Source organism: Rhizobium sp. Leaf453, from assembly GCF_001425605.1.
Taxonomy (GTDB): Bacteria; Pseudomonadota; Alphaproteobacteria; order Rhizobiales; family Rhizobiaceae; genus Pararhizobium.
In genome coordinates, this window is the sequence record NZ_LMRG01000031.1 from 56,452 (window position 1) to 79,099 (window position 22,648).

Sequence of the window (22,648 nt, forward strand, 5' to 3'; positions counted from 1 at the left end):
GCACGCGTCCCACCAATGACGCGTCCCGCGATTCGAGACATAAGTTAGGAGCAGAATCATAGCATTTAAATAAGACATGTATTGGCGGATATAGCTGCGCCAGGCTATCCACAGAGCAGGCAGTAATTTCCAGACTCAGATGAACGGACGGTTTATCTCGTGATAGCCCTCCCATCCCGCGATCTTCATCAATCCTTCGTCGTCAAGGATGTCGCAGCCGCGGTCCGCCCAGCGGATCAGCTTGCGCTCACCCAATTTCTTCAGAGTCTTGTTGGTGTGGACGATGGAGAGCCCGAGCGTATCGGCGACATGCTGCTGGGTGATCGGGATGGACACACGCTGCCCCTTGAACAGGTTGGATGCCTTGGCCCGTTGATAGAGAAACGCGAGCAGATAGGCCGCCCGTTCCAGCGCCGAGCGGCGGCCGATGCTGAGAAGGTTCTCGTCGAGAATGCGCTCCTCCTGCGCCGCGATCCAGGTCAGGTCGTAGGCAAGGTCGGGATAGTTGCGATAAAGCATTCCCAGCTTGTCGCGCTCGAAAACGCAGAGCGTCACCGGCGATAGCGCCTCGACCGAGTGCTTCATCTCGCCCATGAGGCTGCCCTGCAGACCTATCAGGTCACCCGGCATCATGTAGTTCAGAATCTGCCGGCGACCATCATCCAGCGTCTTGTAGCGAAAGCCCCAGCCGGACAGCACCGTGAACAGATGGGCGCTGTGCGAGCCTTCCACCAGGATCGTCGTCCCGGCATCCACCGCCAGTTCACCGGTTTTGAAATTGGAGACGAAATCAAGCTCGTCCGGCTTGAATTCTCTGAAATGCGGAAGCGCCCGCAGGGGACATTGCTCACAGGCTGTCTGCCTGTTGTTGCGGGTCTTGGGTAAGGCCATTCAATTCCTCGGGTGCAGGATATGGAGATGAGAGTTACAGCTTTGATTTCAGGTAAAAATTAGGACTCGATGTTTTTCCGGCAAGAGGTTTCGGCAAAGGATCGGTGGACATAACGTCGTCGCGAGCCTAGTTTTTCCTTGAAGATCATATCCTTAAAGAGCGAGATGCAACAGCGATGAACCACGCAGCCTTTGCCAGCAACCATGTCGCCGTCGTCACCGGTGCAGCCTCCGGGATCGGGCTTGCCGCCGCACGGCGTTTCGCGGGGCTCGGCATGAATGTCGTGCTGGCCGACCTGCCGGGGGAGAAGCTGGAAGCAGCGGCGCGCGAGACCGCATCGCTCTCGCCGCATGGGCCGGAAAGCGTCATTGCGGTTGCGACCGACGTGTCCAGCGTCGATTCGCTAAAAGCCCTGGAAAAGGCGGCCATCGATCGCTTCGGCAAGATCCACGTGCTGATGAACAATGCGGCTATTCAGCCCGGCAGCTCGATCCTTGGGAGCCAGGATATCTGGCAACGGGTGATCGACGTCAATATGTGGAGCGTGATCAACGGCTCGCGCATCTTCGCGCCCGGCATGATCGCCCATGGCCAGACGGCGTTGATCATCAATACCGGCTCCAAGCAGGGCATCACTACACCGCCCGGCGATCCCGCGTACAATGTCGCGAAAGCTGGCGTGAAGGTATTCACCGAGGCCCTCCAGCACGAATTGCGCAACACGGCCGACTGCAATGTCACGGCGCATTTGCTGATCCCGGGCTTCGTCTATACCGGCCTGACCGCCAACGGTCGCACCGAGAAACCGGACGCCGCCTGGACACCGCAGGAAACCATCGATTTCATGATGCAGAGCCTGGAAAACGACGACTTCTATATTCTCTGCCCGGACAATGACGTGCAGCGATCGACGGACGAGAAGCGCATCCTCTGGGCCGCCGGCGATATCGTCGAAAACCGTCCGCCGCTATCACGCTGGCATCCGGATTACGGCGATGCCTTCAAGGCCTTTCTCGCCAGAGACCGCCAGAAGCAGTAGATTTCTCGCTTCCGGCCTATCGATCACTTCCGTAGCTTCTACTCCCTGCGCGCTTCGCGCGGACAGATTCACAGGTTCCCACTCCATGACAAGCGGCATCCACCACATTACCCTGATCACCCGCAAGGTTCAGCCGAATGTCGATTTCTATGCGGGCTTCCTGGGTCTGCGTCTCGTCAAGCGCACGGCGGGTTTCGAGGACGCGACACAGCTTCACCTGTTTTATGGCGATGCTGCCGGCTCGCCGGGATCGCTCATCTCGTTCCTCGTCTGGGAAGATGGCGCGCCGGGCCGCGTCGGCCATGGCCAGCCGAGCGAAGTTTCCTTCGTTGTTGCGCCTGACAGCATCGGTTTCTGGCTGACACGAGCACTTCGCTACAATGTGGCCACGGAAGGACCGGCGCAGGAATTCGGAGAACCGGTGATCCGTCTGAAGGATCCGGACGGCGTGATCATCAAGCTGGTGGGAACCGATACGATCGCTGCGCCGGCGCTCCATGTCCACGGCGATATTCCGCCGCATGATGCCATCCGGCGCCTGCGTGGAGCAACCATTCTTACCGCAATGCCGGAAGGAACTGCCGCCTTCGTCACCCGGCATTTCGGTTATACGGAAACCGATAAGACCGAGACGATCCGCCGGCTCACATCGGAATCCGGCGATATCATCGACGTGCGCGATGCCGGCGGCTTCTGGACGGCCGCGCCAGGCACGGGAACCATCGATCACATTGCCTTCAGGGCAACGGACAAGGCAGCCGTCCATGCGGTGCAGATGCAGCTTGAAGCCGAGGATGCCGGCACGATCTCGGCGCACGACCGGCAGTATTTCTATTCGCTCTATGTCCGCGAACCCGGCGGTACGCTGTTCGAACTGGCGACGGACGGTCCGGGCATGGCGATCAACGAAGATCAGGCGACGCTCGGCACACATCTCTTTGTCCCCGAGCATTTCGGCGGCGAAAATCAGGACAGTCTCGTCATTTTGCCGCAATTCGCGCTGCCCGGCGAGGCGCGTGTTCCCGCCCGCGAACTGCCCTTCGTGCACCGCTTCACCGTTCCGGAAAATCCGGACGGCCGCACGCTGATCCTGCTGCATGGAACAGGCGGCAATGAGACCAGCCTCTTGCCGCTCGGACGGCAGATCGCGCCGGATGCGGAACTCTTAAGCCTGCGGGGACGCAGCGTCGAGGAAGGCTATCCGCGCTTCTTCCGCCGCATCACCAACACCACCTTCGACCAGAAGGACATCATCTCCGAGGCGGAAGCCTTCGTTGCCTTCGTCGAGGGTGCTGTCACCGGCTATGGCATCAACCTGCAGAAGACGGTGTTCGTCGGCTATTCCAACGGGGCAAACATGCTCGGCGCCGTAATGCTTCGCCATCCGGGCCTGATCCACACCGCCGTGCTGCTGCGCCCGATGAGCGTACTGGAGAGCATTCCCGTAGCGGACCTGACGGGAACGCGCGTGTTGATGACGAGCGGCGCGCAGGACCCCTATTCGCCCTACGCGACGGAACTCGAAAAGAACCTTCTGAACGGTCACGCCGCCGTGGAAAGTGTCATGATCAATGCCGGGCACCAACTCAGCCCGCAGGACGTGACCATAACCAAAACATGGCTCGCCGGGCTGGAAATCTGACCCGGACTACCGATCCTTGACCGTTGCGACATAGGCGGCAAAAGCTTCGACGAAAGTCTTCAGCCGAGCCTTGGCTTCCTCGTCGATCATGTTGCCGTCCTTGTCGAACACCGATCCGGCCTTCGGCACCATCAGCCGCTTGCCGGCCCAGAGATCGGCGCCGAGCGTGCGGAACACCGACAGCCACGCATCCTGGCTAAGCAGGGTTCCGAACGGGCCGGGCGACGCACCGGCGAGCGCAAAGGCTCGGCCGGCAAAGACATTCGGCGCGCCGGTCATCGACGAACTCACCCAGTCGATCGCGTTCTTGAACACGCCGGGCATCGAATTGTTGTATTCCGGCGTGAACAGGATGACGCCATCGGCGCTCGCGATCTGGTCCTTCAACAACTGCACGGCTTCCGGCACGCCTTCCCGCTCGACATCGGCATTGTAAAGCGGGATGCCCTCGATCGTTCCCGTCGTGAAGCTGACACCTTCCGGCGCCAGCGGCAGAGCGGCATTGAGCAGGGACCTGTTGAACGAGGCCTTGCGCAGGCTTCCGGAAATACCGAGCAGTTTTGTCATGGAGCGATCCTTTCGCGTTTGGTGCCAACATGCTGGCCGCGACAAAAAAGTACAGTGCAAAAAGCCGGGATGAACCCGGCTTTTTGTCTGACGATCAGACGAGCGGCTTCAGCCTCGCCTCGATCTGGGCACGCTTGTGCTCCAGGAACGGCGGCAGCGATAGGCCCTCGCCCAGCGTTTCCATCGGCTCGTCGACGGCAAAACCGGGGCCATCCGTGGCGATCTCGAACAGGATACCGTTCGGCTCGCGGAAATAGAGCGAGCGGAAATAGAACCGCTCCACCTCGCCGCTCGACGGCAGCCGGAAACTGTTCAACCGCTCGGTCCACTCATGCAGCGCAGTCTCGTCCGGAGCGCGGAATGCGACATGATGAACCGCACCCGCTCCCTGCCGTGCGGTTGGCAGGCCCGGCTGGACTGCGACATGCAGTTCAGCGGCTGGACCACCCTCGCCCATCGAGAACACATGCACATCGCCATTGCCGTCCGGAGACGGATACTGCCGCTGCTTCGTCATGTTCATTACATGCTCCAGCACTAGCTCCGTATTGGTGATATCGGGAACACTCATGACGATCGGGCCAAGACCCTTGATCTGATGCTCAGCCGGTACAGGACTGCGGTCCCAGGGATGGGACGGCGCCAGGCCACCATCATCGATCAACCGGAAGCGCTGGCCTTCGCCATCCTCGAAATCGAGCGACAGGCGGCCATCGATCTCGATGACACCGCCGGTGGCTACGTTCAATTCGCGAAGGCGGGCTGCCCACCATTCGACGCTCTCCGTACTACCGACGCGAAGACTGGTGCGTGAAACGCTGTGCGTACCGCGTGTTTCGCGGTTTACCGGCCAATCGAAGAAGGTGAGATCCGTGCCCGGCGTTGCCTGTCCGTCGGCGTAGAAGAGATGATAGGCGGTGGTGTCGTCTTGGTTCACGGTCTTCTTGACCAGCCGCATGCCGAGCGTCTGCGTGTAGAAGCGCAGGTTTTCCTTCGCGTTCGCGGTAATGGCGGTGAGATGGTGAATTCCTGTCAGTTGCAAGCTCATTGCTGCCTCCATTCGATGATCTGGAGCGAATATCGTCTGGGCAGCCTGTTTAATAAAGAGGTCCGATACGGACAGAATGTTCACTAAAATTGAACGACTGCTTTAGCGCTTGAAATCAACCTTCACGCGGGCAACCGGAAAAACATACTTCCAGACTGAAGCAGTGTTGGCGACAGTTTTTCCATCCTTCGAAAACACCAGTTTGTCGAAGAAATGCACGATGTTCCGGCCTTGCCCTGGATCAAGATCAACCAAATAATTGAAGCGCACTGTATTGCCATCGACCCGCACAGTCGTCTCGCCGACCACATCTTCCCGCGTTCCAGTATATGTGTTCGGTCCGGTCCGCACGAAGCGCCAGGTCTTGCGGTCCCTCTCGCCATCAGCGTAGACGAAGTCCTCGCGCAACGTGAAGATTTTGCCGCGCGTGCGTCCGGTCAGGACGACATCGAACTTTCGGCTCACACCGTTAATGGCGGAAAACGACCCTACGGCCGTCGTCTTTCCGCGGAAAAACGTCTCCATCACTGTATCGGCAGCCGAGGCCGGCAGCGTCGGGAGCAAGAGACCAAGAACGGCCAGCGAAAACAGAATGCGCTTCATCATGTCTCTCCCTTGGTGTTGAAGGAGAGTACGGATCGCAAGGCCGTATAGTTTTCATGGGCCGCTGTAAAAGCGCAGCATCACCGTATCGTGATGACGGTCACGCCGGAATGCGCAGGTCTGTCAGATAGGTATTCTCGGCCTTCGAGACGCTGAAAGTGGAGGGATTGACCGTGACCACCATCAGCGTTTCGCCATGCGAGGCTGCGCCTGCCAGAAGACTGCCATCGGGGGCCGCGATCCGGGACGAACCGGCAAAGGTGAAGCGCTCGTCGGCGCCGCAGTGATTGATGTAAGCGACGAAGACCTGGTTTTCGAAGGCCCGCGTCTGGATCATGTGATCGGCGATGAACGTACCGGAATAGCCCGCCGGTAGCGCCGTCGGCACCAGCACGGCATCGACGCCGGCCAGCGCTAGACGGCGAACATTTTCCGGGAATTCGACATCATAGCAGATCAGCATGCCGCAGCGCACACCGCGATGATCGAAGGTCACGGTTTCCGGTTCGGCCGGCGTGAACAGGCCGCGCTCGTAGTCCCCGTAGAGATTGGACTTGCGGTAGACGACGGGAGCCGTGTCACCATCGACATAGACGGCGCTGTTGAAGACGGTTCCTTCTGCCTTTTCGGCAAAGCCGGCAATGATCGCGATGCCGGCCTGGGCGGAGATCGTCTGCAGCCGCTGCACCAGCGCCCCGTCCACCGGCTCCGCCAGATCGCGGATGACGTCGCCGGCGCCATAGCCCGTCAGCCCCAATTCCGGCGTCACCAGCAGGCTCGCGCCCTTGGCGGCCGCCTCCCTTGCCGCCAGCCCGATGCGGGCGAGATTGGCGGCGACATCGCCGGGCACCGATTTCATCTGCAGGGCGGCAAGCGTGATCATGTGTCGTCCGATGACATGGCGCCGAGCAGCTTCGGCAGATCGCCGAACCGCGCGACAAGGGAGAAGATGACGGCGGCCGTTGCCACGAACAGGATCGTGACAGAGGCCATGGTCGGCGTGTAGCCATAGCGCAGCGCGTTGAAGATCTTGATCGGCAGGGTTTCCATGGTGAAACCGACGGTCATATAAGCAACGATGTACTCGTTGAGCGACAGGACGAAGGCGAAGGCGTAGCCAGAAACGATATAGGGCAGGATCAGCGGAAGAACCACTGTGCGGAAGATCGTCCTGTCGTCCGCACCCATGGTAGCAGCGGCCTCCACCAGCGAACGATCTATCGCCGTGAAGCCGAGCGAAAGCGTCACCAGCGGCAGCGTCACGAAAAAGATCGCGTGGCTGACAACGGCCGTCCAGGGCTGGCCATAGAAACCGGTGGTCGCCCAGAACGTCAGGAGGCCGAGCGCGGTGATGACGGGCGGCAGCGTGAACGGCGCGATGCCGAGAAGCTGGAAGATGTTTGCCCAGGGCGCGATCCGCCGCCACAGGAACCATGCAAGCGGCAGGGCAATCGCCACGGCGACAGCCGCAGAGAGGATCGCCAGCGTCAGCGAGGCAAACAAAGCGTTGCGCCATTCCGGATTGAGGAAGATTTCGCCATACCAGGAGAGCGAAAATCCCTTGGGCGGAAAGGCGAGCGTCTGTTTCTCGTTCACCGACACGCCGGCAACGACGATCATCGGCAGCGCCAGAAACACGCCGATCAGGAAGAAATAGACTTTGCTGAGCGCGCCGGTCATGCGGCTTCTCCCTTGCGTCCGGCCATCACCGTCAGGGCCACGAGACCGAGGGTCACCAGCACCAGGAACACCGCCATCGCGGCCGCGAACGGCATGTTCGATTGATAGATCGCCTGATCGGTGATCAGCACCGACAGCGTCCAGTGCTGCGGCCGGCCAAGAAGCTGCGGCAGCAGGTAGGAGCCGAGCGCAAAGATGAACACCATGATCAGCGTCGCGGTGATGGTGTTGCGCAGCGCCGGAACGACGACCGTGAAGAACGCCCGGATCGGCGAGGCGCCCAGCGTGCGGGCCGCTTCCGTCAGCGTCGGATCAAGCCGGACGAGCGCTGGATAGAGCACCAGAACCGTATAGGGAAAGGCCTGATAGACCATGCCGGTCAGCACCGCACCGAAACTCGGCAGCAGCGCCTTTGCCTCGCTCATGACGCCCATCATGACCAGCAGATTGGTGATGCCGGCCGTGCGGGAAAACAGTGTCGACCACGCAAAGCCGATGATGACTTCCGACAGCGACAGGACCGACAGAAGCGCGACCAGCCAGACGATCTGAACCTTCCTCGCCATCCGGGTCAGCAGATAGGTGAAGGGAACGGCAAGCAGAACGCAGCAGATCGCCACCGTTATCGCCAGCATCAGCGAAAAGCCGAGCACATTGGCAAAGAACAGGCTGAGGAAGCGCTCGTAATTCGAGAAGACAAAGGCCGGCACATAGAAGCCGCCCTGCTGGCGCTGAAAGAACGAGACGGCGATCATCGTCGCGAAGGGCACGACGAAGAAGACGATGAGCATCATCGCCGGGAAGAATAGCGGGCCGTAATCGCCGAGTTTTTGCGGAGCTTCGCGTCTCATTTGGCCAGCACCACGCAGACATCGGGAAGCAGCATGACGCCGACCGGCTGGCCGACCGCGACCTCCGGCCGCGCGCGCGGTGTGGAAACGGCAACGATCTGGCGGCCGGCAATATCGACAAAGGTTTCGATCGTGCCGCCGAGATCACGCACGAAGGTCACCGTGCCGGCGAGCGCGCCATTGCCCGGCGCTGTCAGGTGAATGTCTTCCGGTCGGATCGACAGCGTCGCCTTGGACACGCCGGCCCCGAGCGATACACCGGACACCGGCTGGCCCAGAACCGTCACGCGGCCGGCGCTGTCGGCTTCCGCTTCAAGCAGATTGGTCGAACCGATGAAATCGGCGACGAATGTGTCGGCCGGGCGACGGTAAATCTCGATCGGCGAGGCCGCCTGGCGGATTTCACCCTTGCTCATGACGACGACGGTGTCGGCCATGGTCATGGCCTCGCGCTGGTCATGGGTGACGACGATGGTGGTGATGCCGAGCTTTTGCTGCAGCTGGCGCAATTCCACCTGCATGGCCTCACGCAGCTTGGCGTCGAGCGCCGACAGCGGCTCATCGAGCAGGAAGAGTTTCGGTGAAATCGACAGGGCACGGGCGATCGCCACGCGCTGGCGCTGGCCGCCCGAAAGCTTGGAGACCGGCCGGTCGGCATAGCCACTCAAATGGATCATGGCGAGAAGCTCTTCGACGCGCTTCTTCTGCTCCTCCTTCGCCCTGCCACGGATCCGCAAGGGATAGGCGATGTTCTCGCCGACGGTCAGATGCGGAAACAGCGCCAGCGACTGGAACACCATGCCGAGTTCGCGCTGGTGTGTCGGAACCTTGGTAATGTCCTTGTCATCGAGCCGGATGGCGCCGTCGGTCGGAAGGTCGAGGCCGGCGATCATGCGCAACAGCGTGGTCTTGCCGCAGCCGGATGGGCCGAGCAGGCAGACGAACGTGCCATGCGGCACCGTCAGCTCGACATTGTTGACCGCGGTGAAAGTCCCGAATTCCTTCGTGACATTGTTGAGGACGAGGCCTGACATGAATGGTCCTTTTGAAAAAATCCGGGGCATCATGGCCAGCAACATCGATCGTGTATGCTGCCCTTCACCCCCCTCTGTCCCTTCGGGACATCTCCCCCTCAAGGGGGGAGATTATTCTTTTCATGCTCCCACCATCGTAAGGGAGGCGTGAGGTTTGCGGCTCATCTCCCCCCTGAGGGGGAGATGTCGGTGTCACCGACAGAGGTGGGTATCCTCGCTCTGTCAGAACGCCCCTCAACCCACGATCAGTTCGGTCCACTTCTGGTTCAGCCAATCCGACTTGGTCTGGTAGAGGTCGTAGCGCGGAATGATCGGCTCGATGTCGGAGGAGACGGCTGCGAATTCGGCATCCGTCAGGTCGGTCAGTTCGCGCTTGACCGTCGGCGAGGTGCCGACCTTGCGCGACAGGATCGCCTGGATCGCCGGCTGGCTCATGTAATCGATGAACACATGGGCTTCCTCGACCTTCTGCGAGGCACGCGACAGCGCCCAGCAACCGGAATCCTGGATGCCACCTTCCTTCGGGAAGGTGGAGCGGACGGGATTACCGTCGGCGGCAGCGAGGCCGGTCACGTCGTGGTAATACTGGCCCATCGGGATTTCGCCAGACTTCAGCGACTGCTCGAACTGCGCCTCGTCGCGATACCACAGGCGGACGTTCGGCTTGACTTCTGCGAGCTTGGCGAATGCCTTTTCCAGGCCCTCATCCGTGTCGAGCGCATTGGTGCCACCGAAGAAGGTCTTCGCCGTCACTTCCAGAAGGAAGGAGTTGGAAACCAGCGCCAGAAGGCCGAGCTTGTCGGCGTTTGCCGGATCCCACAGCGCTTCCCACGAGGTCGGGGCTTCCTTGTAGACGTCGGTATTGGTCACCAGCGTGATGTACCAGGAAACGGCACCGATGCCGGCGATGCGGCCATCCGGATACTTGTTGACGAAACGGTCGAGCAGGTTCGAGGCATTCTTGATCTTGGCGGTATCGAGCGGCGCCCAGAGGTCGGTTGATTGGCCTTTCAGCATCGAAACCTGCGACATCATCGAGACGTCGGCCGGTGCCTGGCCAGCCTTGGCAGCCTGCTCGAGCTGGACGAGCCATGCTTCACCGGTCGGCTCGGCAACGGATTCGACGGCGATGCCGGTCGCCTTGGTGAATTCCGGGAAGATGTTCTTGTCGAACGAATCCTTGAAGTAACCGCCATAGACGCCGACCTTCAGCGACTTGTCCTGCGCGCGCAGGATAGACGGCATGGCCAGCATGGAGGCGCCGGCAAGGCCGGCACCCAGCACGGCGCGACGGTTCACGCCGGATTTCAGAAATTCAGTCATCATCGTTCTCCTTTTTATGCCGGACGCCTTCTGGCTCCCGGTCTGTTCCCAATTTTCGGTGCGGCTTGCAAGTCCGGACCGTGGTTCAATCAATGTTTCAGGGCACGAAGCTCCAGCATCTTGGCGTATCGAGTCAACGGAAAACACAGAGCAAAATAGATAAGGGCGACAAAGCCATAGACCTTGAACGGCTCGAACGTCGCATTGTTGATCGCATTCGACGTCCTGACCAGCTCCTCAAAGCCGATGATCGAGGTGAGCGCGGTGCTCTTGATCAGCTGCACCAGGAAACCGACCGTCGGCGCCCGGGTCATCGTGAATGCCTGCGGCAGGATAATCAACCGCATCTGGCTGATGTAGTGGAGCCCCAGGCTGCTTCCCGCATCCCACTGCCCGACAGGCACCGCCTCGACACCACCGCGCCAGATTTCGGCCAGGAACGCACTGGCACAAAGCGTAAGCCCGAGCACGGCAGCCGTCCAGGGTTCGATGCGCAGGCCCAGAAGCGGCAGGCCGAAGAACAACAGGAAGAGCTGCATCAGGAGCGGCGTGCCTTGGAACAGGCCGATGTAGTATTCGGCGAACCGCTTGACCCAGCGCCGCTTGGAAATGCGCAGGAACAGGATCAGCAAGCCGACGACGATGCCGCCAGCAAAGGCGACAGCAGACAGCAGGATCGTCCAGCGTGCGGCCAGAAGCAGGTTGCGGATGATGTCCCAGAGCGTGAACTCGATCACCGGACACCTCCGGGCAGGAAGCGATTTCCACCGGCGACCAGCAGGCGGCGCAGGCCGATGCTCATGCCGAGATAGACCAGCGTGATGACGAAATAGGTCTCGAAGGCACGGAAGGTGCGGGCCTGCAACATGTCCGCCTCGTAGGTCAGTTCGCGCACGGCTATTTGCGAGACGACGGCGGATTCCAGCATCATGATGACGATCTGGCTGGTGAGGGCCGGATAGATCACCTTCAACGCCTGCGGCAGGACAATCTTGACGAAAACCTGCCGGGGTTTCAGGCCAAGCGCCAGAGCCGCCTCTCTCTGCCCCTTGTGGACCGCATCGAGACCGGCACCGACGATCTCGGTCGTGTAGGCCGTCATGTTCAGCGTCATCGCCAGAATGGCCGCCACAACAGGGTCGAGCCGGATGCCGAGGCTCGGCAGGCCGAAGAAGATGAAGAACAGCTGCACCAGGAATGGCGTGTTGCGCACCAGCTCGACATAGCCGCCAATCAATTGACGCAGCACGGCATGACGGCTGCGCCGGGCCGCCGCGCCGAGGATGCTGAGCACGATGCCGGCAACAGCCGACACCGCGATCAGGAACAGGGTCATGGTGGCGCCGTTGGCGATCAGGAAGACCGCGTCCTTCAGCCAGCCGAAGTCGAGCACATAACCCAAGGATCAGTCCTTCAGGTTTTCAGGATTGAGCGGGACCTTCAGCCAGGCTTCCGAGCTTTCGTTCAGCTTGCCGTCGGCCAGCATCTTGGCAACAGCGTCGTTGATCGCCGTCTTCAGGCGATCCTCGCCCTTGTTGAGGGCCAGATGCGATGGCGAGGTCAGGAGCTGGAACTTCTGCTCCGGCTTCAGGGCTTCCTGGCGAGCCAGAACCTGCGCACCGACATCGTTGCCGACGACCATCAGGTCGGTTTGGCCGGAAATGAAGGCCTGGATGACGGAATTGTAGTTGTCGAAGCGCTTGATGTCGGCATCCTTGGGCGCGGCTTCCGTCACCGACGTGTCCTCGAGCGTACCGCGGTTGACGGCGATGCTCTTGCCGGCGAGGTCTTCCTTGCCCTCCACCTCCATGGCGGCCGGGCCGATCACGGCGATGTAGTACGGTGCATAGGCGGCCGCGAAATCGATGACCTCGGCACGCTCCTTGCTGAAGCCGACGCTGACCAGCATATCGACGCGCTTTTCGGTCAGATAGGGAATTCGGTTCTGGCCGGTGATCGGCACGGGAACCAGCTTCACCTTCAGGCTATCGGCGATGTACTGCGCGACGTCGATGTCATAGCCCTTGAGGCTCATGTCGGCACTGGCCGAGGAGAAGGGCGGGAAGTCGGCGAAGACGCCGACATTCAGCACGCCCGCCTTGGTGATGTCGTCGAGCGCATCGGCATTGGCCGCCGAGGCGAAGCCGAGAACGGCGCCGCCGAGCAGGAGCATGGCGGCAAGAGATGATTTCAATGTGGTTTTCATTTTTGTTCCCCTTTTTGGTCATTGCTCTTGGGTGGTGCGGGCAATCCGGCCGCAACCCGCAGGAAGTTTCCCTGCGGGATATTCAAAAGATCTTCTTCAGTCCCGTTCACCGTTGACGAACGGGCTGAACACCATAAGGCTCAGGATTTCGAACAGGACCTGCGAGCCGACATGGGCCGTATTCGTCGTTGCGTCATATTGCGGCGCGACCTCGACGACGTCGCCGCCGACCAGGTTCAAGCCCTTCAGACCACGGATCAGTTCAAGCACTTCGCGGGTGGTGAGGCCACCGATTTCCGGTGTGCCGGTGCCCGGTGCGAAGCTCGGATCGACGCTGTCGATGTCGAAGGAGAGATAGGTCGGGCCGTCGCCGACGATCTTCTTCGCCTTCTCGATGATCGCCGGAATGCCGAGGCCAGTGACCTCCTCGGCGTGGATAACGGTCATGCCGGACTCGTAGGAGAACTCCCACAGATATTCCGACGAACCGCGAATACCGATCTGGATCGTGCGGGTCGGGTCGAGCACGCCGTCAAGCACCGCGTTGCGGAACGGACCGCCGTGATGGAACTTGGTGAGATCGTAGGCGCCGCCGGTGTCGCAATGGGCGTCGATATGGATCATGCCGACCGGGCGCTTCTTGCCGACAGCCTTCAGGATCGGATGGCTGATCGAATGGTCGCCGCCGACAGAAAGAGGAACAACGCCGGCATCGACGATCTGGTTGATACGCTTCTCGATATCGTCATGGCTGAGTTCCAGCCGGTAACGGCTTTGGAACGGCACGTCGCCGATATCGGCCACGCGCAGATCATGCACCGGCGCGCAACCGAGAACGTGATTGTAGGGGCCGATCCGCTCGATCGTGCGCATGGCGCGCGGCCCGAAGCGCGAGCCGGGACGGTTGGTGACGCCAAGATCCATCGGCACGCCGACGATGGCGACCTGGAGATTGCCGAAATCCGGCTCATTGGCGTCGACGGGCATGTAGGGAGCCGTCAGGAAGGTCGGAACGCCGGCATATGGCGCCAGGCGCGTGCCGTTTTTCGAGAAGATCTTGTCGGCGACCTTGCGGAAGGTGGGGTCGAACATTTCGCCACCATGCGCCTCGCCGTATTTCGCCTTTAATTCGCTGAGCTTCTTGTCATCCCAAGTCATGTCCACGACCTCCTTTCGAGCCCGGGACGACGTGCGGAATTGACGTTCGAAAGGCCGGAAATCGGCCTGAATGATCGCCAATAAACGGAGATCGCATCGTCATTGTGCCGATGGAATTTCCGTGCATGTTCCCCAGGCTTTTGCCTTTGTTGCGCATATAAGGAAACAAATTCACTGGAAAATCAATTGACATTGTTATAGCATTTGGTGTGAGAAAAACTCACAATTCAATTCGCCTTCCGGAGCCTCCTTTCGTGTCCAGCCGCCTGCCGCCGCTCAACCCGCTTCGCGCCTTCGAGGCGACGGCCCGGCGTGGTTCGGTCTCGGCGGCTGCGCGCGAACTGAACGTCACCCACGGCGCGATCAGCCACCAGATTCGGGCGCTAGAGCTTTCCTTCAACGCGCCGCTGTTCGAGCGCGGCGGCAAGCGGTTGAAGCTCACCTCCCAGGGCGCGTTGCTGCTGCCGGCTGTCACCAATGCATTCGAGGGCATCGCGGCCGCCACCGCCGCCATGACCCGGCCGACCACAAGCGGCGAACTGCGCATTGCCTGCGTACCGGCACTCCTGTCCTTCTGGATGATCCCGCGCCTGCATCAGTTCACCGAGCAGTTTCCCGACGTGCAACTGACCCTGATCGCCTCCAACGATGCGGCCAACCTGTTTTCCAACGACGTCGATGTCTGTCTGCTCTACGGCGACGGCAACTGGCCGGATTGCTGGGCGCGGCTGTGGAGCCGGCTGGAACTGTTTCCCGTCGTGAGCCCCACCCTCGTCAACATGCGGCCGCTGCGCTCGCTGCGCGACCTGCGCGACCACGTTATCCTGCATGGAGACGACGGGCGCGAATGGAATACCTGGCTTGCGGCGGCCACCGAGGGTACCGACATCCAGCGCGGCCGCCAGCACTTCATGAGCGACGCCCGCCTGTCAACGGAAGCGGCGCTGCACAATCAGGGCGTGGCGCTCGGCGACACGATCACCGCCGGCAGCCTGATCGCAAAGGGCGAACTGATCGCCCCCTTCGACCTGACCGTGCCCGCCAACGACGCCTTCTATGTTTCCTGCCGCAACGAGGTTCGGGCCGCGCCGATCGTCAAGGTCTTCATTGACTGGCTGTTTGCCGCACTCGAAAGTGACCCCATGCCGGAATTGCAGACCTCGGCGCGCACCATCATCCGCGCCCGTCCACCCAAGATCAGCGCGCCGGAACGGCTGCCGACCAAGGATGGCTTCCAGCCCGTCTCATCCCCTACCCGCGCCCGCCGGCCGGAGCCGACACCGAAACGCCGCGCCAAATCTTGAAAAACACGCTCGATTAGAACCAACAGGATCGCCGTAATGCCGCATTTCAATCCGCTGATCGCCAGACTGTCGCCGCCACCGGTGCCTTCCGTGCTCGCTTGGGGCAAGGCCTACGATGGCGCGCGCGGGCCACGGATCGATCTCAGCCAGGCCGTTCCGGGCTACCCGGCCCATCCCGACATGCTCAAATGGCTTGGCGAAACGGCCTCCTCGCCCGCTTATACCGGCTATGGCGCGATCGAGGGCGAAGACGTTTTGCGCGCCGCCTATGCCGCCCATGTTTCGGGCGTCTACAGCGCATCCATTGCTGCCGAAAATATCCACATCACATCGGGCTGCAATCAGGCCTTCATCTCCACCGTGATGGCGATTGCCGGCGCAGGCGACACGGTGCTGATGACCAACCCCTTCTATTTCAACCAGGAAACGACGCTTTCCATGCTCGGCATCGGCGTCGAACTGGTTCCCTGCGACGCGGCTCTCGGCTTCCTGCCCGACGTCGATGCCATCGCCTCGGCGCTGAAGCCGGGCGTGCGGGCACTGGCACTCGTCACGCCCAACAATCCGACCGGCTCGGTCTATCCGCCGGCTCTGCTGCGCCGGATTTTCGACCTCTGCTGTGCCAACGGAACCTGGCTGATCCTCGACGAGACCTATCGCGACTTCCTGCCCGAAGGCAGCGGCGCACCGCATGATCTGCTTGGTGTCGCGGGCTGGCAAGATAGCCTCGTCTGTCTCTACAGCTTCTCGAAGTCCTTCTGCATTCCCGGCCATCGCCTCGGCGCGATCACCGCCGGTCCGGCGCTGGTGGAGCAGGTGGCCAAGATCATGGACAACCTGCAGATCTGCGCGCCTCGCTCGGCACAGGCGGCCATCGCCAGGGCGCTGCCGGCACTGGACGACTGGCGCGCAGGCAACCGCGCCGAAATCACCCGGCGCGCAGAGGCACTGAAGCAGGTCATGAGCGGGCTGAAGGGCTGGAAACTTCAGGCGATCGGCGCTTATTTCGCCTATATCCGCCATCCCTATCCGGATATCCGCTCGGAATTCGTTGCGGAAAAGCTGGCAAAGATCGCCGGCATCGTCTGCCTGCCGGGCGATTATTTCGGCGAGGGTCAGGAAGGCTACCTGCGTTTCGCCTTCGCCAATGCCGACGTCCCGACAATCCTGCAGCTTGAAGAGCGGCTGTCCAACTTCAACCTGCCGGGAATCTGAGGCGCCCTGGATTATCCCCGGCGGGCGACCATGATGCCGGACAGCACGATCAGCCCGCCGATCGCCTGCATCAAGCTGACGGGTTCGCCGAGCACCACCCAGCCGAGGGCGGCGGCGCCGATCGGCTGCAACAGCAGGGTGAGCGAGGAAAAGGCAGCCGGCAGATAGGCCAGTGCGTAGGTGATCAGCACCTGGCCGCTGGCATGGCTGATCAGCGCGAGACCGAAGACGATCGCCCATCCATAGGCCGTGACGGGAGCAAGCACCGGCTCAAAGATCAATGCCAGCGGCAGCATGGTCAGGGCCGCCGCCGCGGAACTCCAGACCATGATGCGCAAAGTGTCGAAACGGCTGCGCAGCCGGCCGACGACAAGGATGTACCCGGCGTAAAAGACAGCCGAGAGCACGGCGATACCGTCTCCATGCAGCACACCGCCGCCGATGGCCGCAAAGCCACCCTTGAGAACGACGATGCCGATCGCCGCCAGCGCCAGTCCGGCCAGAAAGGCGCGGGTGATCGGCAGGCGAAACAGCAGCCAGCCGAAGATCGTGACGAAGACCGGAGCGAGGTTTGCCAGCAGGGTCGAATTGGCGACCGAGGTGATGTGCAGCGACAGGTGCCAGCAGACAAGGTTGATGGCGAGCATCACACCGGGAAGAGCCAAAAGCACCCCATCCCTTAGTGTTTGCGGCTTTGGGCCATTATCCCTGCGGATCAGCGACACGATGAACAATGCGACAAACGCGATCCCGACACGCCAGAAGGCCGTCGCCAGTGGCCCGACTTCCGACAAGCGGACAAAGATCGGCGAACCGCTGATCGCCATTCCGCCCAGCACGAGGCAGATGAGCGCCGAACGATTGTCAGCGGTTTTCGAAACGGAAATATCGGACACGAAGGGGCCTTGAGCGGAGGAAGGCCCCGCAGTATCAGACCGGCCGCTTCGTGGCCAATGGCTTTTCGTGACTTAGAGCGAAAAATCGATGCAGAGCCGGCCCGTCACGCTTCCCGCCTGCAGGCGGTCGAGCGCGGTGTCGACCTGCGACAGCGGGATCACCTCGACATCGGCATCGAGCCTGTTCTTCACGGCAAAATCCAGGAAATCCCGCAGGTCCTGCCGTGTGCCGACGGACGAGCCGAAGACCCGGTGGCCACCATCGATCAGCCACATCATCGACAGCGGTACGGGATCATGGACCAGTGCGATGGCGACGATATCGCTCATCGGGTTGGCTGCCTGCTCGATCGTCTGCCAGACAGCCGGCGTCGGCGCGAAGTTGATGGAAATATCGGCGCCGCCGAGTGCCTTGACCTGCATCCCGGCGTCCGGACCGGCGGAAACCAGATGATCGGCGCCGCGCTTGCGCGCCTCCTCGAGCTTGGCCGGATCGCGGTCCACGGCAATGACGGTCGCGCCGTGGGCCTTGGCGATCATGATCGCATATTGCCCGAGCCCGCCACAGCCGATGACAAGGCAGGTCTTGCCCGGCCGGATCGACGTCTTGCGCAGTGCACTCCAGGCGGTGAGCCCGGCGCAGAGAAGCGGTGCGCCCTGAACCGGATCGATGCCATCGGGGATGACGCAGGCAAACCGGCTTTCGAGCAGGGCATATTCGGCGAAGGCCCCATGCGCATGGATACCGCGCGCACGCTGGTGCGTGCAGAAGGTTTCGGAACCCGTGAGACAAGGGCCGCAATCGAGGCAGGTATCATAAAGCCATGGAAGGCCGACGCGGTCACCGAGTTTCAGGGATGTCTGCGTCCCCTCGCCGATGGCGACGATCCGGCCGATCCCCTCATGCCCAAGCACCAGCGGATAGAATTCGTCCGGCAGGTTTTCGTCACCGTTGCGCAAATGCAGATCGGAATGGCAGACGCCGCAGCTTTCCAAACAGACCAGAAGCTGCCCGGCCTGCGGCACCGGCGTCTCGATCTCTTGGCAAACAAGGGGCGTTGCGGCGCCCGTGCAGAGCGCCGCCTTCATCATTTTCGGGATCATGTCTTCGTCCTTGCTGCTGCGATCAGGCCGCGTCTGGCCGGTGCACGGTCTTGACCTCGAGGAAATCCTCGAGCCCGAACATGCCGCCTTCACGGCCATTGCCGGACTGCTTGTAGCCGCCGAACGGGCTGCCATAGCGATGCGGTCCGCCATTGATATGGACCATGCCCGCACGAAGCCTTGAGGCGACGCGCTCGGCACGCATCGGGTCACCCGTCTGGACATAGGCGGCGAGACCGTAATTGGTGTCGTTGGCGATCTCGATTGCCTCTTCCTCGGTCTCGAACGGCATGATGGAGAGCACCGGGCCGAACACCTCCTCGCGGGCGATACGCATGGTATTGTTGACGTCGGCAAAGATCGTCGGCTTGACGAAATAGCCGGTTTCGAAGCCATCCGGCTTGCCGGCGCCACCGACCAGCACGCGCGCGCCTTCCGCAATACCGGCCTCGATCAGCGCCTGCACCCGGCCGAACTGGATATCGCTGACCAGCGGGCCAATATGGCTGCCTTCTTCGGTCGGATTGCCGACGCGGGCTTCCTTGCCGACGCGCTCAGCAATCTCGACGGCCTTGTCATAGACCGACTTCTGCACCAGAAGACGGGTCGGCGCGTCGCAGGACTGGCCGGAATTGTTGAAACATTCCAGCACGCTGCCAGTGACGCGATCTTCGAGATCGGCATCCTCGAAAACGATGTTCGGCGACTTGCCGCCGAGTTCCAGCGTCACGCGCTTGACCGTATCGGCCGCATCCTTGCTGACGGCGATGCCGGCGCGGGTCGAGCCGGTGAAGGACATCATGTCGATATCCTTGTGCTTCGACAAAGCGGCACCGGCATTCGGGCCGTCCCCGTTGACGAGGTTGAACGTCCCAGCCGGAAAACCGGCCTCGTGCACCATTTCCGCATAAAGCAGCGCATTGAGCGGTGTGAATTCGGATGGCTTCAGAACGCAGGTCGAGCCCGTCGCCAACGCCGGCACAACCTTCAGCGCGATCTGGTTGATCGGCCAGTTCCAAGGCGTGATGAGGCCGCAGACGCCGATCGGTTCACGCAGCAACACGTCACCGTTCGGCAGGACCTCACGCATATGCGCGCGCTTCAGGGCATCGATGAAGCCCTGCAGATGGCCGACGCCGACATCGGCCTGCTGCTCGGTGCTCATGGTGATCGGTGCGCCGAGTTCCATGGTGATCGTCTGCGCCATTTCGTCGTAACGGCGCTTGTAGATGGCAAGCAGTTTTTCCAGAAGCGCCAGCCGTTCCTCGACGCCGGTACGGCTATAGCTCGCGAACGCCTTCTTGGCTGCGGCGACGGCGCGGTCGATATCGGCAGCGGTCCCCATGGAAATCACCGCGATCGGCTTTTCCGTCGCCGGGTTCAGCACTTCGAGATCGTTGGCGGCCAGCGGAGCGACCCATTCGCCGTTGATGTAGAATTTGCGTTTGTCGAGCATGCTTCTTTCCTTCCCGTCAGATCGTCTTCTGTTTTTCGGTGAGCCAATCGGTGATCAATTGGCGGTAGCGCTCGCCGCTAAAGCTTGGAAAATGACCGCCATGCACGATGCGGGCGGGAATTTTCAACAGGCGTTCCATCGAAGCGAGATAGTCGTCGGCGTTGGAGTGATAGGTATCCTCGATCAGCGGCCCGTCATAGAGGATGTCGCCGGAGAACAGAATTTCGGTCGTCTTCTCGTAAAGCGCAATACCCCCCGGGGAATGGCCGGGCGTATGGATGACCTCGAACACTCGGTCGCCGAGATCGATCACGTCTCCGTCTTCGAGAATGCGGGTGGCGGGCGCCTTTTTGACGGCGTAGCATTTCGAGCAGTAGGGCTCGGGCGGCAATGCATCGAAAATGTCGTCTGTGACATAGGGATCGGCCAGCGTGTTCTGCCGGGTCGGATTGGCAAGCAGATCGGCTTCGGCGGAATGCACCGCGCGGCATTCGAACTCGTGATGGCAGCCGATGTGATCGAAATGCGTGTGGCTGGCGACGGCAATGAGGTCGCGGCCGGTAACGAGCGGCACATATTCCCGCAGCGACACGACACCCATGCCGCTATCGACCAGCATGTCGCGATCCCGGCCGCGCACATGCCAGATGTTGCAGCGATAGAATTCCTGGATATACGGCTCGGAAATGGCGGTGACATCGTCATCGAGACGCTTCACCTGATACCATTTGTCGGCGCTGATGCGTTCCATGCTCACCTCCCCGCAGGCAAGGCTACGATATCGGCAAGATTGACGGCAAGGGGGACGATCTGGCCATCCGCAACGGCGGTCGACTGCGGCATATGCGCGACGATGGAAAGATCCGGTGCCGCCGTCGGCTTCAGATGGCGGCGGTAATGGGTGCCGAAAAAGGCGCTGCCGGTAATGGTCGCTTCGCCCAGCGAGACGGTCGGGCCATCCGCTTGGCCCGCACGGCGGAAATGTTCGGGGCGGATGCAGAGCGTCACCGCCTGTCCCGCGACGGGTGCGGCAGCCGTGAAGCTGGCCACCGGCAAAGTCATTGAACCGACGGCCGTCTCAACCGTTGCCGAAGCGCCCTCCACCGCCTTCACCGTTCCCGGAATGAAATTCACCTCGCCCATGAACCCGGCGGAAAACACCGAGCGCGGCCGCATGTAGATATCGGCGGGTGGTCCGAAATCCTCGATCCGGCCCTGGTTCATGACGACGATCCGGTCGGCGATCGCCATCGCCTCTTCCTGATCGTGCGTGACATGCACGAAGGTCGTGCCGACCCGCTTCTGGATCGCCTTCAGCTCATCCTGCATCTGACGGCGCAGTTTCAGGTCCAGCGCGCCGAGCGGTTCGTCGAGCAGCAACACGTCAGGATCGACAGCCAACGCGCGAGCCAAAGCGACACGCTGGCGCTGGCCACCGGAAAGCTCGTGCGGCTTCTTGTCGGCGGAGGCTTTCAAGCCGACGAGATCGAGAAAGCCGAGTGCCTTTTCGTCCCGCTCTGCCTTGGCCATGCCGCGCATGCGCAGGCCGAAGCCGACATTGTCGCGCAGCTTCATATGCGGAAACAGGGCATAATCCTGAAACATGGTCGTCGTCGGCCGTCTGGCCGGCGGCACGCTGGTCATGTCCTTGCCGGCAATGGTGACGCGGCCCTTCGTCGGAGACTGGAAGCCACCGAGGATCGACAGCAGCGTGGTCTTGCCGCAACCGGACGGCCCGAGCAGAACGATGAATTCACCGGCCCTGATATCGAGCGAGACGTCGTTGAGCGCCGTGAACGCACCGAAGGTCTTGGTGGCATTGGCGACAGAAACAGCGGCAGTCATGATTTTTTCGTCCTTCCGAACAGGGTCAGTTCCAGCACCGCCAGCACGGCGACCGAAACGAGGAAGACCAGCGAGCCGATGGCATTGGTTTTCGGATTGAGGCCGGAGCGCAGCAGGCTCCAGATTTCGACCGGCAGCGTCACGTCGAAACGCGAGAGCAGGAACGCGATGATGAATTCGTCCCAGCTGAACGTGACCGACAGGAAGAAGGCGGCGAGAATCGAGGGCAACAGCATGGGCGCGGTGACAAGTGTCATGACCTTGAAATCACTGGCGCCGAGATCGCGCGCGGCGCGCTCGATATTGATGTGATGATCGCCCATCGAGGAATAGATAATGGCGAAGCAGAGCGGCAGGTTGATCACGACGTGGCCGATGCCGACCGTCCAAAGCGACAGCTTGATGCCGAACGTGTTGAGCACTGTCAGGAGGCCGAGCGCGATGATCAGGTAGCTCACAGTCATCGGCGCGATCAGCAGTCCCCTCTGCAACGCCGAGCCCGGCAGCTTGTAACGGGCGAGCGCATAGGCCGCAAGAAAGCCGAGCAGGCAGGCGATGACCGAAGAGACAATCGCCACCATGAAGGAATTGGCAAGTGCTGCCATCAGCTTGCGGTCGGCAAAGACCGCCTCGTACCATTGCAGCGAAAAGCCGTTGAATGGCGGCACCGGCAGGCGGCCATCCTGGAAGGAAAACAGCACCAGCACCGCCACCGGCAGGAAGATGAAGCCATAGATCAGGCCGGCATAGGCGAAGGAGGCAAATTTCGTCAGCGTGTCGCGCAT

At 61.4% G+C, this 22,648-nt stretch carries 23 protein-coding genes; 4 read left to right on the forward strand and 19 right to left on the reverse strand.

Features of this window, described 5'->3' with window-relative positions:
- Positions 1-135: 135 nt before the first annotated feature.
- Positions 136-891, reverse strand: a complete 756-nt coding sequence (locus ASG68_RS29330; protein WP_062584659.1) for a Crp/Fnr family transcriptional regulator — start codon at positions 889-891, stop codon at positions 136-138.
- Positions 892-1,067: 176 nt separating this feature from the next.
- Between ASG68_RS29330 and ASG68_RS29335 the strand changes: the two genes are divergently transcribed.
- Together ASG68_RS29335 and ASG68_RS29340 are read left to right on the forward strand one after the other, a co-directional pair.
- Positions 1,068-1,931 carry an SDR family NAD(P)-dependent oxidoreductase gene (locus ASG68_RS29335; protein ID WP_062584661.1) on the forward strand — a complete coding sequence of 288 codons (864 nt, stop codon included), beginning with the start codon at positions 1,068-1,070 and terminating at the stop codon, positions 1,929-1,931.
- 85 nt (positions 1,932-2,016) lie between these two features.
- Positions 2,017-3,573 carry a VOC family protein gene (locus tag ASG68_RS29340; RefSeq protein ID WP_062584662.1) on the forward strand — a complete coding sequence of 519 codons (1,557 nt, stop codon included), beginning with the start codon at positions 2,017-2,019 and terminating at the stop codon, positions 3,571-3,573.
- Between the two features lie 6 nt (positions 3,574-3,579).
- Here ASG68_RS29340 and ASG68_RS29345 read toward each other — a convergent pair whose 3' ends face one another.
- From ASG68_RS29345 to speB, 12 genes are all read right to left on the reverse strand, one after another.
- Complete coding sequence (locus ASG68_RS29345; RefSeq protein WP_062584664.1) at positions 3,580-4,140, reverse strand: NADPH-dependent FMN reductase; 561 nt, start codon at positions 4,138-4,140, stop codon at positions 3,580-3,582.
- Between the two features lie 94 nt (positions 4,141-4,234).
- Positions 4,235-5,188 carry a ring-cleaving dioxygenase gene (locus tag ASG68_RS29350; protein WP_062584666.1) on the reverse strand — a complete coding sequence of 318 codons (954 nt, stop codon included), beginning with the start codon at positions 5,186-5,188 and terminating at the stop codon, positions 4,235-4,237.
- Between the two features lie 102 nt (positions 5,189-5,290).
- Positions 5,291-5,794: a DUF3833 family protein gene (locus ASG68_RS29355; protein ID WP_062584669.1), complete on the reverse strand. Its 504-nt coding sequence runs from the start codon at positions 5,792-5,794 to the stop codon at positions 5,291-5,293.
- Between the two features lie 97 nt (positions 5,795-5,891).
- Entirely contained in the window at positions 5,892-6,674 is a 783-nt protein-coding gene (locus ASG68_RS29360; RefSeq protein ID WP_062584671.1) for a carbon-nitrogen hydrolase family protein, read from the reverse strand.
- Positions 6,671-7,471: an ABC transporter permease gene (locus ASG68_RS29365; RefSeq protein WP_062584674.1), complete on the reverse strand. Its 801-nt coding sequence runs from the start codon at positions 7,469-7,471 to the stop codon at positions 6,671-6,673. The genes ASG68_RS29360 and ASG68_RS29365 overlap by 4 nt, the downstream gene beginning before the upstream one ends.
- A complete protein-coding gene (locus ASG68_RS29370) occupies positions 7,468-8,322 on the reverse strand; it encodes an ABC transporter permease (protein WP_062584676.1) in 855 nt (284 codons plus the stop codon). Before ASG68_RS29370 ends, ASG68_RS29365 begins: the two co-directional genes overlap by 4 nt.
- Complete coding sequence (locus ASG68_RS29375) at positions 8,319-9,356, reverse strand: ABC transporter ATP-binding protein (RefSeq protein WP_062584678.1); 1,038 nt, start codon at positions 9,354-9,356, stop codon at positions 8,319-8,321. Before ASG68_RS29375 ends, ASG68_RS29370 begins: the two co-directional genes overlap by 4 nt.
- Positions 9,357-9,590: 234 nt before the next feature.
- Entirely contained in the window at positions 9,591-10,679 is a 1,089-nt protein-coding gene (locus ASG68_RS29380) for an ABC transporter substrate-binding protein (protein ID WP_062584680.1), read from the reverse strand.
- An 89-nt stretch (positions 10,680-10,768) separates the two neighbouring features.
- Entirely contained in the window at positions 10,769-11,416 is a 648-nt protein-coding gene (locus ASG68_RS29385) for an amino acid ABC transporter permease (RefSeq protein WP_062584682.1), read from the reverse strand.
- Positions 11,413-12,081, reverse strand: a complete 669-nt coding sequence (locus ASG68_RS29390) for an amino acid ABC transporter permease (protein WP_062584684.1) — start codon at positions 12,079-12,081, stop codon at positions 11,413-11,415. Before ASG68_RS29390 ends, ASG68_RS29385 begins: the two co-directional genes overlap by 4 nt.
- A 3-nt stretch (positions 12,082-12,084) precedes the next feature.
- On the reverse strand, positions 12,085-12,885 hold the full coding sequence (locus tag ASG68_RS29395) for a transporter substrate-binding domain-containing protein (protein ID WP_062584686.1): 801 nt from the start codon (positions 12,883-12,885) through the stop codon (positions 12,085-12,087).
- A 96-nt stretch (positions 12,886-12,981) separates the two neighbouring features.
- Entirely contained in the window at positions 12,982-14,043 is a 1,062-nt protein-coding gene (gene speB / locus ASG68_RS29400; RefSeq protein WP_062584936.1) for an agmatinase, read from the reverse strand.
- Between the two features lie 254 nt (positions 14,044-14,297).
- Here speB and ASG68_RS29405 point away from each other — a divergent pair, with 254 nt between their 5' ends.
- Together ASG68_RS29405 and ASG68_RS29410 are read left to right on the forward strand one after the other, a co-directional pair.
- Entirely contained in the window at positions 14,298-15,347 is a 1,050-nt protein-coding gene (locus ASG68_RS29405; RefSeq protein WP_062584688.1) for a LysR substrate-binding domain-containing protein, read from the forward strand.
- A 36-nt stretch (positions 15,348-15,383) separates the two neighbouring features.
- Positions 15,384-16,562 carry an aminotransferase gene (locus ASG68_RS29410; RefSeq protein WP_062584690.1) on the forward strand — a complete coding sequence of 393 codons (1,179 nt, stop codon included), beginning with the start codon at positions 15,384-15,386 and terminating at the stop codon, positions 16,560-16,562.
- A gap of 11 nt (positions 16,563-16,573) precedes the next feature.
- Here the strand turns inward: ASG68_RS29410 and ASG68_RS29415 are convergent, their stop codons facing one another.
- The 6 genes from ASG68_RS29415 to ASG68_RS29440 all read right to left on the reverse strand — a co-directional run bounded on the left by ASG68_RS29415 (position 16,574) and on the right by ASG68_RS29440 (position 22,648).
- Entirely contained in the window at positions 16,574-17,458 is an 885-nt protein-coding gene (locus tag ASG68_RS29415; protein WP_062584692.1) for a DMT family transporter, read from the reverse strand.
- A gap of 72 nt (positions 17,459-17,530) precedes the next feature.
- Complete coding sequence (locus tag ASG68_RS29420) at positions 17,531-18,562, reverse strand: alcohol dehydrogenase catalytic domain-containing protein (protein WP_062584694.1); 1,032 nt, start codon at positions 18,560-18,562, stop codon at positions 17,531-17,533.
- Between the two features lie 22 nt (positions 18,563-18,584).
- Positions 18,585-20,018 (reverse strand): aldehyde dehydrogenase family protein, encoded by a 1,434-nt coding sequence (locus tag ASG68_RS29425; protein WP_062584696.1) that lies wholly within the window; start codon positions 20,016-20,018, stop codon positions 18,585-18,587.
- Positions 20,019-20,034: 16 nt separating this feature from the next.
- Positions 20,035-20,769, reverse strand: coding sequence for an MBL fold metallo-hydrolase (locus ASG68_RS29430; RefSeq protein ID WP_062584698.1), 735 nt, complete (start codon positions 20,767-20,769; stop codon positions 20,035-20,037).
- A gap of 2 nt (positions 20,770-20,771) precedes the next feature.
- Complete coding sequence (locus tag ASG68_RS33120; RefSeq protein WP_062584700.1) at positions 20,772-21,863, reverse strand: ABC transporter ATP-binding protein; 1,092 nt, start codon at positions 21,861-21,863, stop codon at positions 20,772-20,774.
- The gene (locus ASG68_RS29440) at positions 21,860-22,648 is read right to left on the reverse strand and encodes an ABC transporter permease (RefSeq protein WP_062584702.1); all 789 of its coding nucleotides are present in this window, start codon (positions 22,646-22,648) and stop codon (positions 21,860-21,862) included. The genes ASG68_RS33120 and ASG68_RS29440 overlap by 4 nt, the downstream gene beginning before the upstream one ends.